This is a genomic window from Methylobacterium sp. Leaf99 (assembly GCF_001422375.1).
Taxonomy (GTDB): Bacteria; Pseudomonadota; Alphaproteobacteria; order Rhizobiales; family Beijerinckiaceae; genus Methylobacterium.
In genome coordinates this window covers 862,403-875,672 of record NZ_LMMU01000001.1, presented here as the reverse complement: position 1 = coordinate 875,672, position 13,270 = coordinate 862,403, and the positions used below count along the sequence as shown (strand labels likewise).

Sequence of the window (13,270 nt, the reverse complement as noted above, 5' to 3'; positions counted from 1 at the left end):
CCCGGCCCGTGCGGCTCATGGGGATGCCGAAGCCTTCCATGGCGAAGGCGATGAACATGGTGTTCTCGCGGCCGATCTTGTCCGAGACCCAGCCGAAGAACGGGCGGGTCAGGCCGTTGAGGACGCGGTCGATGGTGGCCGCGAAGGTGATCGCCACCATGGTGATGCCCATGATCGTCACGGGCACCTTGTCGACGCCGATGTCGGAGGCGATGGGCTTGAGGTTGGCGGTGATCATCAAGCCGCCGGCACCCACGATGACGAACATGAAGTACATGAGCCAGAAGATCGGCTGACGGGCGACCTCGCCGGGGGTGTAGTTGCGCCGGGTCTGGATGATGTTGGCGTTGTTGACGGCTTCCGGAACCTGGCCCTTCTTCGGCGAGGTGAAGAAGAACGCCAGCGCGCAGACGACGAGACCCTGGCCGATGCCGAAGTTGAAGAACGCGGCCTGGAAGCCGTGGTCGGAGATCATCCACTGGATCGGGGCGACGGTCAGCGCCGAGCCGGCGCCGAAGCCGGCGGCGATGATGCCGGCGGCGAGACCGCGCTTGTCCGGGAACCACTTGAGGGCCGAGCCGACGCAGGTGCCGTAGACGGCGCCGGCGCCGATGCCGGCCACCACCTGGCCGAGGTAGAACATGTTGAGGGTCTCGGCATAGGAGTTGATGACCGGAGCCGACGCAGGTGCCGTAGACGGCGCCGGCGCCGATGCCGGCCACCACCTGGCCGAGGTAGAACATGTTGAGGGTCTCGGCATAGGAGTTGATGACCCAGCCGATGCCGCAGAGCAGGCCGCCGAACAGGACGACGACGCGGGGGCCGTACTTGTCGACGAACCAGCCCTCGACGGGGACGAGCCAGGTCTCGAACAGGACGAACAGGGTGAAGGCCCACTGGATGGCGGCGCGGTCGAAGCCGAACTTCTTCTGGATGTCGGGGACGAAGAACGTCCAGCCGTACTGCANGAACAGGACGAACAGGGTGAAGGCCCACTGGATGGCGGCGCGGTCGAAGCCGAACTTCTTCTGGATGTCGGGGACGAAGAACGTCCAGCCGTACTGCAAGTTGGCGATCATCACCATGCAGATGACGCCGATGACGAGCTGGCCCCAGCGATATCCATCGCCGACGCGTGTGACTTGACTTGGTTCGACCCTGGTCATGACGATCCTCCGGTTGTTTTGTTGTCCCAACATCATGCGCGATCGGCCATGGCGTGCCGTCGCGCATCCGGGGCACCGAGGCGGTGCCGTCTGGTATTTGGAATACCAGGGTTGCGCGGTGCACGGGGCGGCGTCAAGAGTAGCGGCGGCAAGATTCGATTTTGCAGCGCACCATGCTTGGTGACGGGTACGGTTCGACTGGCGAGACCAGTGTGTGGCCGACGGGGTGCAGTACTCCGCCGTATTCCCACCGCGCCAAGATCAGAAATCCGGCGACGGCCGCCGGCGGGATCGGCGGACGGCGATCTCCGCCGGAGTGGCACGATCCGGAAGCATGATGCAGGTTTTTGCGTCCGACGCGGAAAAATCATGGCGTTTCCCGCAGGTATTGTGCATACCAGTGCCAGTCGGCGCAGTTCGACGGGAGGAAATGCCGTGGAGAACAGCGATGCGTCCGGTCGCGGCGCGGCCCTGCACTACATCCGCGCGGATCGCACCGTCCGCGATGCCGTGCGGCTGCTGTCGCGGCCCGGCAGCGATGCCCTGGTGGTCATCGACGGCCGGCCCGATTCCGATGGCGCCATCGTCGGCCTGCTCACGGAGCGCGACATCTTCCGGGCCCTGACGGCCGGGGGCCTGGAGGTCCTCGACGCCCTGGTCTGGACCCTGGCGCGGGCCGACTTCGCCGCCGTCGACGTGGGGCTGGCCCCGCAGGAGCGCCTCGCGGCGTTCTGCCGGCACCGGACCGAGCACCTCGCGGTCATGGACGGGTTCGCCCTGCGCTCCGTCGAGAGCATCTGGGACTGCCTCGCCGCCCCCTCGGCCCGGACCGCCGCCCCCGGGCCGTGACCGGGGATCGTCCGACGGGCCACGCCGTGCAGCTTTCGCGCCGCGTCGGGACACGGGCCCCAGGTATTTTCGCACGATGCTCTGTGCCGCGAGAGTATTGCGACGCAATAATTTCATCCCCCGGACGTAAAATGCATCGTCCGGCCGGTTGAGGATTGACCCGTCGTCGGTTCGAATACAAAAATCACCCGGGATCACGGACTGGTGATCCCGAGCTCCACCGGGGGGCCGCCGCGGCGGCGTCCCGGCCGGGTTGGGACAGGCGCGGGCGTGCGGCCCGCTTCAAGGGAAACACCATGCGGTATCTCGCGATCCTCGAATGCCCCGTGATCTTCAGCGGCGAGAACGCCTACGCGATGACGAGCATGGACATGTGCCCGTCCGTCGGCATCACGCGCGGGCTCATCAGCCGCCACGTGAAGGTCGTCGATTCCGAGCTGTTCGTCGTCAGCATCTGGGACAGCCACTTCTGCGCCAAGCTGTTCTTCGATCCGGCCTGGTACGAGAAGGCCGAATCCCTGTGGGGCGACCGCTACCAGCTCCGCCTCGACGCCATCGACGAGGCCCGCGTGGCCTGAAGCGCGACGCCGCGGCGGCCGTCGGAGCGGGTTCCTCCCCGACGGGAACGGCGCGCGTGCGGCGGGTCGACGTTCGAGGGCGCGATCCCGGAGAGACCCCTAGAACCGGTAGGTGAGGTTGCCCTTCACGGCGTGATCCCGTGCCCGGTCCCCGACCTGCCCCGTATAGGCGACGCCGAGGGTCGTGCCGCGTCCGACGCGCACATCGAGACCCGCTTGCGCCACCACGGCGTCCCGATCGATGGGCAGACCCGCCGTCAGGAAGGCGGGACCCGTCCCGAAGGCCAGCAGGGCTTTCGGCACGACGTCGCCGTAGGCCCGGCGGTAGCCCACGAGGGCACGGGCCGAGACGGGTCCGCCGAAGCCGAGGTCGAGATTGGCCTGCGCCCGGAGACCCACGGTCGAGGTGCCGATCTCGTAGGTCTGCGCCGCTCCGGTCAGGGCGGCGAACCCGCCGGTTTCGGCCAGGCGATCCCGCCCGATGGCGACGAGGGCGCCGCCCACGAACGGCTCGATGGAGGACAGGGCGAAGACCGCCGGCGAGGGACCCGGCGTGCCCGCGACGGCGAAGCGATAGCCGAGTTCGCCGAAGCCCTGGATCGTGTCGCCGCCGGTGCGGGCGGAGGCGCTGTCGCCGAGGCCGGCGACGGAGATGCTCCGGCGCAGGCGGGCGGCGTTGTCCGCGTAGACCGCACCGAGGCGCAGGGAGACCGCGCCGGATTCGTAGCCGCCGTAGACGCCGCCGAACCCGCTCTCGATCGTGCCCGACTGCAGGCTGCCGGGGGTGTCGAGTCCGGTGGTCGCGTAGCCGCCGGCCACGCCGATCCGGATTCCGTTCTCGAGCCGCGCGTCGGCACCGAGCACGAAGCCGCTGGTCTGGCGCGAGAGGCTTGCGGCATTGCCGTCCGTGCGCGCCCGACCGAAGCTGCCGAAGCCCTGGCCCCAGACACCGAAGGTCCGGGGGTCCATGACCCGCATCGGCACGGGGGGCATGGGAGGGGAACGGCCGGGCAGGTCCGCCGCGTAGGCTGCCGGCGGGAGGCCGTACCCGGTGGCCTCGGTGGAGCCCGGCGTCGGCCCCCAACGCAGGCGGTCGAGGATCGCCTCGCGCACGAAGAAGGCGGTCGCGAATTCCGCGGAGATCAGGCTCGGGTGGAGTTCGCCCGACATGGACTGGAACGCGCCCCGCGCACGGGCCGGGTCGGTGGTGATCAGGATGGTCTCGTAGATCCGGTTGCCGGCCCCGAGCGCCTCGACACCGGCGCCGACGGACGCCTGATTGCGGGTGGCGCCCACCGCCGCGAAGGGGGTGCCGTTGCGGGCGACCGACAGGCCGACGCCGTTGGGGCCGTAGGACAGGTCCGTGCCGATGAAGGTGTAGCGCGGCGTCGTCGCGTCGAAGCGTCCGCTCACCCCGCCATCCGCGGTCAGGATGGTGTAGCGCTGGCCGAGCAGGCTGCGGGTCTCGGACGGGCTCAAGGACGCCGTCGCATTCTCCAGGGAGACGGAGACGGAGCCGCCGGCGATCTGCGCCGCCCCGGTGGCGGCGATGCGGTCGCTGCGGCCCGCCGCGATTTCGACGGCGTAGGTGGAGCCCGCCGCGAAGGCGACGCTCCCCGCCACGTCGAGCGTCCCGATGGCGTTGCCCGGTGCCACCGTGCCGCCCCGGGCGACGCCGAGGCCACCGACGCGGCCGCTGCCGCCGAGGGTGCCGCCCGCATTGACGTTGGCGAGGGAGGTGATGGCGCCGTTCACCGCGAGCAGGCCGCCATTGATTTCGGTGGTGCCCGTATAGGTGCTGTTTCCGGTCAGCTGCAGCACGCCGTCGCCCGATTTCGTCAGGCCGCCCGCATAGGTACGGGTGAGGAAAGCCCGATCGCGAGCGAGCCGCCACCCGTATTCGGCCCGATCGTCCGCCGACGCCGTGTCCGGAAGGCCGTTGGTCCAGCCGCGCGCGACCTGAATCCGCTCCCACGCAGCATGTTCGGCGGTGTCCTCGACGAAGCGCTGGCGCAGGGCCGCATCGGAGATGTCGTTCGACCAGGTATCGGCGACGCCGGCGCCGAGATGGGCGTCGAAGCGACCGAGGAACTGGCCGGGGCCGTTCATCGCCCGCCCGAGGTCGATCTTGCCCCAGCCGAAGGTCTCGTTCGGCACGTCCGCCGGGCCGCCGCCGAGATGGGTCGCGGTGGTGAGCAGGACGTCGCGCGCCTGCGCGTTGGTCAGGTAGGTGTAGCGCTCCATCACCAGCGCCAACGCGCCGCTGACATGGGGTGCCGACATCGACGTGCCGCTCTTGGAGCCGTACCCGGCCGCGCCGGTGGTCAGGTTCACCACCGTCGAGGTGATGCCGCGGCCTGGCGCGGAGAGGCACCAGTACTTGGCAACGCCGCAGCGGTTGAACTGGGTCTGATCGGCGCCGTTGAGACCCGAGGCGGCGATCCAATTCGTCTCCAGGTCGGGCTGGAAATACGGCAGGGCCGCGCGGATGGTCGGGTTGTCGACCCCGGCATTCCCGGCGGCGACGACCTGGATCACCCCCGCGCGACCGGCATCGGCGATGGCGTCGAGCCAGCTCTGCTGGCGCGTGAAGGGAGCGTAGGCTGCGGTGAGGCCCGCCGGCGTGTTGTAGCTGTCGCGCGGGGGCGGGCTGCCCCAGGAGCTGTTGATCAGCCGCGCGCCCTGCGCGACGAGGCTGCCATAGGCGCCCTGGAAGTAATTGTAGTCGGCATTCGCACCGTAGATCGACGCGTCGGTTCCGTTGGTGTTGGTGGCGATCACCTGCGCCCCGAAGGCGACGCCGTGCATGCGGGTCCCGTCGCGGCGGGCCACGATGGTGCCGTCGACGTGGGTGCCGTGGTCGTCGTTGATGCCGCGCACCCAGGTGCCGGGCACGGAGTAGGGCTGGCCGGCCGTGAAGAAGTCCGAGCGCGCCGTGCCGCTGTCGTAGCGGAAGCCGCTGGAGGCGTAGGTGCCGGCGTTGGTGATGGCGGTGATACGGCCGGCGAACTCCGGATGCGTCCCGAGAAACCCGGAATCGACCGAACCGACCAGGACGCCTTTGCCGGTCATGCCACGGGCATAGGCTTGATCGGCGTTCATCGACGCCTTGCCGTAATCGGCGAGGTACTCGGGCGTGCGCCAGCTCGCGACATCCCCGATTCGGCCGGGATCCCGATAGCCGGCGGTCTGACCGAGGGCCGCGTGGGAAACACCGGCCCACAGAAGGAAGCCGAGTCCGGCGGTACGCGAGGGCCGCAGGGGCGAGGGATCGGACATGAACATCTCCGGATCGCGCATGAGATGCGCCGCCGTGACACGGGCAGGCTAAAAGCCGGCTCTGTCTGCTCAAGAATGAAGCAAGAGGTGCCGCATTGTCTGTCGTGGCGCAGACTCATTGCGTACCTGACCTGATTTGTAGCTTCACACTTTCTTGATGTTCAAGATGCCGATGGACAAAGCCCTGTCGCGGGAAGAGGGTGTTGCCTGAGTGCAACATTTTGGCGATGTCGCAGCGGCCGGGCGCCGCCCGTCCCGCACGCGTCCGAGCCCGCACCGCGCGCGAAGGGCCGCTACCACAGCGAGACCCGCCGCGAAATCTCCCCCGCGGCCCTTCACGGCCCGACCGACGCCGCTCCCGCCCGCGAACCGGACACGGCGCCCCTCGCCGTCCATCTGCCGGTTCCACACAACTGCGAATCGGCCGATTCCGTGCAGCGCAGGCGTTCGGATGCGGGCGTGCGGCGCACCGGGGCTCCCTCTCCGGGAAGGCAGGGCGATCGCAGAAGGATGCATGCGTTTGGGCCGGCCCTTGCCCGTTCGCGCAGAGCGTCTGCGCGCATCCCCCTCTCCCCGCCTGCGGGGAGAGGGCCGCAGGCACCCCGTCGTGCCTGCGGCGANGGGCCGGCCCTTGCCCGTTCGCGCAGAGCGTCTGCGCGCATCCCCCTCTCCCCGCCTGCGGGGAGAGGGCCGCAGGCACCCCGTCGTGCCTGCGGCGAGCGAAGGCGCAGCCGCAGCGACGGTGAGGGGGCTTCGTCGGAGGAGCCTCATCCGGACGCGCCCCCTCACCCTCGGCTGCCGCCTCGACGCGCTCCCCGGCAGGGGGGAGACGCGTCCCTCTCCCCAGCCAAGCGGGGCGAGGGGATGCGCACGGGGGGCGGCGCTTCGTCGACAGCCCCTTCGGCGGCGGCTTCAGACCGCGACCATCATCTGCGATCGACCTGCCTGGAAGGAGAGGGAGCACCCTTGGGCTTCACGCCCGCATCCGGATGCCGTCAGGGGCCCTGTCTCCGCACGCGATCGGCCCGTTCGCAATTGTGTGAATCCAGTAGCCGTCCCGACAGGGGACTCGCGGACGTCCGCCCGAGCCGGATTGACGAGTCGGAGGCTTGGTCGAAGGCAGCCGCGCGCGAGGGTAGGCGCGGAAATTTTTCCGATCAGCGACGGCAGTCGTGGCGACCCGCATGAGGGAACAACCGGTCGAGATTGGACTTTTCGGTCGTTCTTTCGGTATGTTGCCCTGGCACAGTCGCCGGATTGCTTATGAAATCATAAAACAAATCATTCATATTTTGTAATCGAGCGATCCAGGGAAAGGACAAGGGTGTGACCCAAAACTGTCGCCGCGGGCGTGGCGAAGACGGCCTCGTGTTCGAGACAGGATCTCCGTAGGAGCCGTGGATGAAGGTTCTGGTCACGACGGAAAACATCCCGCATCGGAAAAAATTCGACTTGTGGCGGGATGTGTCTTACGAGCGCCTGATCCCGAGCGAGGCGCGGAAGACCGGGGATGGTCCGTTCGAAGGCATGCTCGAAGCGGCGGATGTCGGTGGCGTGCTCATCACCCGCTCGACCTTCGGCGCCCTGACCACGGAGGTGACCCCGGCGAACATCCGGCGTCATGGCAAGCAGCACACCCTCTCGGCCACCATCCGGTTGGCCGGGACCGCCGCGAGCACGCAGAACGACCGCTCCCTGATCCACAATCCCGGCGAGATCGTCGTCGTCGACCGGTCGCGGCCCGTGCGCCTCGACTTCGCGGCCCCGACGCAGTCCCTGGTGATCGAAATCCCGCGCGACCGCATCGAGGGTTTGCTGGGACCGGCGGCGCTCTACAGCGCCCTCCGGATCGACGCCGGCCTCGGCAGCACGCGACTGGCCGTCCGGTTCTTCAAGGAACTGGTCGACGTGCAGGACACGCTGCCCCCCGATACGGCGGCCCGGATGTCCTCCATCGGGGTCGATCTCCTGGTGGCCAGCATCGCCGAGCGCATGGCGATCGAGACGCCGAAGGCCCTCTACGGAACGGTCCTGGTGCAACGGGCCAAAGCCCATATCGAGGCCAACCTGGCGGACCGGACCCTGAGCCCGGCCGAGCTGGCGCTCGCCCTGGGCGTCTCGCTCCGGCGGCTCCAGGAACTGTTCCAGGAGCGCGGCCGCAACATCTCCGACTGGATCTGGCAGCGCCGCCTCGACGTGGCGGCGGCGCGCCTGACCGATCCGCGGTGCATGCACCTGTCCATCGGCGCCGTCGCCTACGGCTGCGGTTTTGCCGGCCAGGCCCATTTCTCCCGTCGCTTCAAGGATCGCCACGGCCTGACCCCGAGCGAGTACAGGCGCTTCGCCGCGCAACCGAAGCCGGCGGAATCCCGAACCGCCTGAGTCCCGAAGCGTCCGGCCCAACGCCCGACGAGGGCTGCGCCGTCCTCGGTCCTCCGACTCCGCGCAGGCCGAGTCATGCCGGCGAAGCATGGCTGGTGTTAGGAATGTGATATATCAACTCGCGCTGCACCATGGCATAGAAGCGGTGCAACATCGACCGAGGGGAACTCGCATGCTCACCACCGTCATCGTCTCGACCGTCAGCCTGATCGCTCTTCAGGTTCTCCTGGTGATCAAGGCTGCCGACCGGCTCTCGCCCCAGTCCGGCACCCGCCGCACCGACGACCGCGCGCCCGCCGCCGCCGTGGCCGCCTCCGCCGGCCGCTTCGCCGGCATCGCCTGATCCGGAACGCCTACTCGGCGGCGATCCCCACGGGGACGCCGATGGCACCGGAGCGCGCCAGGGTCTGGCATTCGCTCTCCGAGTAGCCGAGCACCTCGCGAAGAATCTCGGCCGTGTGCTCGCCGAGCAGGGGCGAGCGCGTCACCTCCGTCGGGCTCGCCGACAGCTTGATCGGGTTGCCGACGGTGAGGTACGGCCCCCGCGTCGGGTGATCGACCTCCACCACGGTGCCGGCGGCGCGCAGGCCCGGGTCCTCGGCGATCTCCTTCATGGACAGGATCGGCCCGCACGGGATGTGCAGGGCGTTGAGGATCGCCATGGCCTCGAACTTGGTCTTGGCCATGGTCCAGGCCTCGATGCGGGTGAAGATCTCGTTGAGGTGCGGCAGACGGGCCTTGGCCGTCGCGTAATCCGGATGGGTCTTCCAGTCCGGCTCACCGATGACGTCGCAGATCTTCTCCCAGACCGGCCCCTGCGTGATGAAGTACAGGTAGGCGTTGGGGTCCGTCTCCCAGCCCTTGCACTTCAGGATGCGCCCCGGCTGCCCGCCGCCGGAATCGTTGCCGGCCCGCGGCACGGCGTCCCCGAACGGAATCCCCTCGCCGAACTGGCTGTATTCCCGCAAGGGGCCGCGCTCGAGGCGCTGCTGGTCGCGCAGCTTGACCCGGCAGAGGTTGAGCACCGAATCCTGCATGGCGCAGTCGACCCGCTGGCCCAGCCCCGAATGGGTGCGCTGGTACAGGGCGGTGACGATGCCAAGCGCCAGGTGCAGGCCCGTGCCGGAATCGCCGATCTGCGCCCCCGTCACCATGGGCGTGCCCGTGCGGAACCCCGTGGTCGAGGCCGCCCCGCCGACGCACTGGGCGACGTTCTCGTAGACCTTGCACTCGGAATAGTCCCCCGGCCCGAACCCCTTGACCGAGGCCAGGATCATCCGCGGGTTGGCGGCGTGGATGGTCTCCCAGGTCAGGCCCATGCGGGCGAGCGCCCCGGGCGCGAAGTTCTCCACCAGCACGTCGCACTCGGACACCAGCCGCCACAGCACCTCGACGCCTTCCGGCGTCTTGGTATCGAGGGTGATGGAGCGCTTGTTGTGGTTCAGCATGGTGAAGTATAGGCTGTCCACGTCGGGCAGGTCCTGAAGCTGATCGCGCGTCGCATCCCCGGCGCCGGGGCGCTCGACCTTGATCACGTCCGCCCCGAACCAGGCCAGCAGCTGCGTGCAGGTCGGCCCCGACTGGACGTGGGTGAAGTCGAGGATTTTTATGTTTTCGAGGGCTTTCATGGTCTCACCGCGGGGTTGAGGCGATGTATCGACGGGGATCGCAACGTTTCGTCGGGCTGCCCTCCAGAGCGCATCGGCCTCGAACCCGGGGCGAGCCGGCGTGGTGTCCCTCTCCCCGCTTGCGGGGAGAGGGCTTTGCCGACCCTGTCGTCGGCAAAGCGAGGCGGCAGCCGAAGGTGAGGGGGCGACTCCGTAGGAGGCTCATCCGGTGAAGCCCCCTCACCCTCGCCCTTCGGGCTTACGCCGAACCCGACGAGGGGTTCGGCGTCCTCTCCCCGCAAGCGGGGAGAGGGGGATGGCGCACGACAGTTCCGTTCAGCCCCCCGGGGGGGACAACCTCGCTCATGCCGGCTTCTTGCGCACGGTGCTCTGCGGGTTGAGGCTGCCGATGTTGCCGCTTTCGGTGCCGGCCTGCGGGTCGATGACCGCGTTGATGAGGGTCGGGCGACCCGAATCCATCGCCTTGTTCACGGCCTGCGAGAGTTCGTCCGGCGTCGTCACGCTGACGCCGACGCCGCCGAAGGCCTCCATCATCCGGTCGTAGCGCGCGTCCCGGACGAAGACCGTGGTGGCCGGGTCGCGGCCCGTCGGGTCGGTGTCGGTGCCGCGGTAGATGCCGTTGTTGTTGAACACCACGATGCAGATCGGCAGCTCGTACCGGCAGATGGTCTCCACCTCCATGCCGGAGAAGCCGAAGGCCGAGTCGCCCTCGACGGCGAGCACCGGGTGCCCGGTCTCCACGGCCGCCGCGATGGCGTAGCCCATGCCGATGCCCATGATGCCCCAGGTGCCGACATCGAGGCGCTTGCGGGGCTTGTGCATGTCGATGATGCCGCGGGCGAGGTCGAGGGTGTTGGCGCCCTCGTTGACCAGGATGGCGTCGGGCCGCTCGGCGATGATGGTCTTGAGCGCCCCGAGCGCCCCGTGAAAGTCCATGGGGGCGGCGTTCTTGCGCAGCTTGTTCGCCATCTTGGCGAGGTTCTCGTCGCGCTTGGCCTGAATCGCGTCCGTCCAGGCGGCGGGGGGGGCCGCCCAATCCTTGCCCATGCCGTCCAGCAGCGCGGCGACGCAGGAGGCGATGTCGCCGACCACGGGCGCCACGATCTCGACGTTGGAATCCATCTCGCGGGGCTCGATGTCGATCTGGATGAACTTCTTCGAGCCCGGCGCCCCCCAGGTCTTGCCCTTGCCGTGGGACAGGAGCCAGTTGAGGCGGGCACCCACCAGCAGGACCACGTCGGCGTCCTTGAGGACGAGGGAGCGCGCCGCGCCCGCCGACTGGGCGTGGGTGTCGGGCAGCAGGCCCTTGGCCATGCTCATGGGCACGTAGGGAATGCCGCTGCGCTCGACGAGGTCGCGGATGGCGTCGTCGGCCTGGGCGTAGGCGGCGCCCTTGCCGAGCACGATGAGGGGGCGCTTGGCTTGTCTGAGCACGTCCAGGGCGCGCTTGACGGCGTCGGGGGCGGGGAGCTGGGCGGGGGCCGCGTCGATGACCTTGACCAGGGACTTGGCCCCGGCCTCGGCGTCCATGGTCTGGCTGAACAGCTTGGCCGGCAGGTCGAGGTAGACGCCGCCGGGCCGGCCCGAGACCGCCGCCCGGATGGCGCGGGCCACGGCGATGCCGATATCGGCGGCGTGCAGCACCCGGAACGCCGCCTTGCACAGGGGCTTGGCGATGGCGAGCTGGTCCATCTCCTCGTAGTCGCCCTGCTGCAGGTCGACGATCTCGCGCTCCGACGAGCCCGAGATCAGGATCATCGGGAAGCAGTTGGTGGTGGCGTTGGCCAGCGCCGTCAGGCCGTTGAGGAAGCCGGGCGCCGAGACCGTCAGGCAGATGCCGGGCTTCTGGGTGAGGAAGCCCGCGATGGCGGCGGCGTTGCCCGCGTGCTGCTCGTGGCGGAACGAGATCACCCGCATGCCGGCGGCCTGGGCGAGGCGCCCGAGATCCGTGATCGGAATGCCCGGCACGCCGTAGATGGTGGTGATGTCGTTGAGCTTGAGGGCGTCGATGACGAGGTGGAACCCGTCCGTGATCTCCGGCTCGACGGCGGAGTGGTCGTCGACGAGGCTGGGGGCCAATGCTGCGGACATGGGGTTCCTCCTGGGGGCTGTTCTTATGGTGACCGGATGCGAACACGGGCCGGCTTCGCGCAGCCCTCCGCACCGAACCGGGCGGTCCGTGGCGGGCGGGATCGGGGCGCCGATGGCGTCGGCGTCGGATGGGTCGCGAAGTGTTCTGGCCTGGCTGTTTGCCAGTTCGAGAAAGTTGGCATACCAAATACCAGTCGTCAAGCGACGGGTGTCCGATGACCCTGGTGCGGGTCCGCCGGAGCCGGTTCAGGACAGCGGCGGCCGGATCACGAACACGTGGCGGGAGAGGGGGGCAACCCCCGCATCCGTCCGGGACAGTCCCGCGCCGGCGCCGGGCAAGTCCTTGTCTCGCAAGGTCGAATTTGCCATGGTCACGACGATGGACAATCGGGCCAAGCTGCCGGTCCCAGGTTGCCCGTCCCAGGTGTTCCGGTGCGAAGATGGTGAAGTCCGAGATGTTTCACGTCAAACCCATCGTCGCCACGTCGAGCCTGCGCGCCCTGGCCTACGATGCGCTCAAAGAAGCCATCACCAACATGAACATCTACGACCAGAAGGACGAAGTCCGCCTGGACGAGCGCAAGCTGTCCCTGAACCTCGGGGTGAGTCGCACCCCCGTGCGCGAGGCCCTGACGGTGCTCGAACAGGAGGGCTTCGTGCGCTTCGAGGCGCGGCGCGGCGTGTTCGTGATCAAGAAGACCAAGAGCGAGATCGTCGCCATGATCCAGGCCTGGTCGGCCCTGGAGAGCATGGCGGCGCGCCTCGCCTGCACCCGGGCCACGGACGAGCAGCTGGCCTGCCTGCGCGAGCATTTCCCGGAATTCTACGAGGGCCGCCCGTCCGACCACATGGACGAGTATTCGGACGCCAACATCCGCTTCCACCAGAAGATCATCTCGCTGGGCCAGTGCGACGTGATCCGGGACATCACCAGCAACCTGCTCATGCACGTGCGCGGCATCCGCAACGCCGCCCTGCGCCAGGGCGACCGCGCCGCCAATTCCATCAGGGAACACGTGGCCATCATCGAGGCCCTCGAGGCCCGCGACGCCGACCTGTCCGAGCGCCTCGTGCGCGAACACGGCCTCGGGCTGGCGCGTCACGTCGAGATGTACGGCGATTACCTGGATTGAGCGGACGCGGCGGCGCGGGGGCTTCCGCGGTCGGGCGGTGCGCTTGCGGGTGATGGCATTCCCCCAACGCTCCGGCAGCGCGGGTCCCCTCTCCTGAAAGGAGAGGGGACCCGCGCTTCCCGCGAGATGCGTGAATCCCGCAGCCTAAACAGGAGCGAAAGCCC

At 68.8% G+C, this 13,270-nt stretch carries 8 protein-coding genes and 2 pseudogenes; 5 read left to right on the top strand and 5 right to left on the bottom strand.

The window, feature by feature from the left end:
• A pseudogene (locus ASF28_RS03980) lies at window positions 1–967 on the bottom strand (MFS transporter); the annotation flags it as partial.
• Between the two features lies 1 nt (window position 968).
• Window positions 969–1,166: pseudogene (locus ASF28_RS23165) on the bottom strand (oxalate/formate MFS antiporter); the annotation flags it as partial.
• A gap of 435 nt (window positions 1,167–1,601) precedes the next feature.
• Between ASF28_RS23165 and ASF28_RS03975 the strand changes: the two are divergent.
• Window positions 1,602–2,015: a CBS domain-containing protein gene (locus tag ASF28_RS03975; protein ID WP_056087954.1), complete on the top strand. Its 414-nt coding sequence runs from the start codon at window positions 1,602–1,604 to the stop codon at window positions 2,013–2,015.
• Between the two features lie 296 nt (window positions 2,016–2,311).
• Window positions 2,312–2,593: a hypothetical protein gene (locus tag ASF28_RS03970; protein WP_056087951.1), complete on the top strand. Its 282-nt coding sequence runs from the start codon at window positions 2,312–2,314 to the stop codon at window positions 2,591–2,593.
• 99 nt (window positions 2,594–2,692) lie between these two features.
• Here ASF28_RS03970 and ASF28_RS03965 read toward each other — a convergent pair whose 3' ends face one another.
• Window positions 2,693–5,872, bottom strand: coding sequence for an autotransporter serine protease (locus ASF28_RS03965; RefSeq protein ID WP_162239977.1), 3,180 nt, complete (start codon window positions 5,870–5,872; stop codon window positions 2,693–2,695).
• A 1,401-nt stretch (window positions 5,873–7,273) separates the two neighbouring features.
• Between ASF28_RS03965 and ASF28_RS03960 the strand changes: the two genes are divergently transcribed.
• Together ASF28_RS03960 and ASF28_RS22915 are read left to right on the top strand one after the other, a co-directional pair.
• Window positions 7,274–8,254, top strand: coding sequence for a helix-turn-helix domain-containing protein (locus ASF28_RS03960; protein WP_056087944.1), 981 nt, complete (start codon window positions 7,274–7,276; stop codon window positions 8,252–8,254).
• 172 nt (window positions 8,255–8,426) lie between these two features.
• On the top strand, window positions 8,427–8,597 hold the full coding sequence (locus ASF28_RS22915; protein WP_200912640.1) for a hypothetical protein: 171 nt from the start codon (window positions 8,427–8,429) through the stop codon (window positions 8,595–8,597).
• A gap of 10 nt (window positions 8,598–8,607) precedes the next feature.
• Here ASF28_RS22915 and frc read toward each other — a convergent pair whose 3' ends face one another.
• Complete coding sequence (gene frc / locus ASF28_RS03955) at window positions 8,608–9,882, bottom strand: formyl-CoA transferase (protein WP_056087942.1); 1,275 nt, start codon at window positions 9,880–9,882, stop codon at window positions 8,608–8,610.
• Between the two features lie 342 nt (window positions 9,883–10,224).
• Window positions 10,225–11,973 carry an oxalyl-CoA decarboxylase gene (oxc, locus tag ASF28_RS03950; protein WP_056087940.1) on the bottom strand — a complete coding sequence of 583 codons (1,749 nt, stop codon included), beginning with the start codon at window positions 11,971–11,973 and terminating at the stop codon, window positions 10,225–10,227.
• Between the two features lie 455 nt (window positions 11,974–12,428).
• Here oxc and ASF28_RS03945 point away from each other — a divergent pair, with 455 nt between their 5' ends.
• Window positions 12,429–13,106 (top strand): GntR family transcriptional regulator, encoded by a 678-nt coding sequence (locus ASF28_RS03945; protein ID WP_244474878.1) that lies wholly within the window; start codon window positions 12,429–12,431, stop codon window positions 13,104–13,106.
• Window positions 13,107–13,270 lie beyond the last annotated feature (164 nt).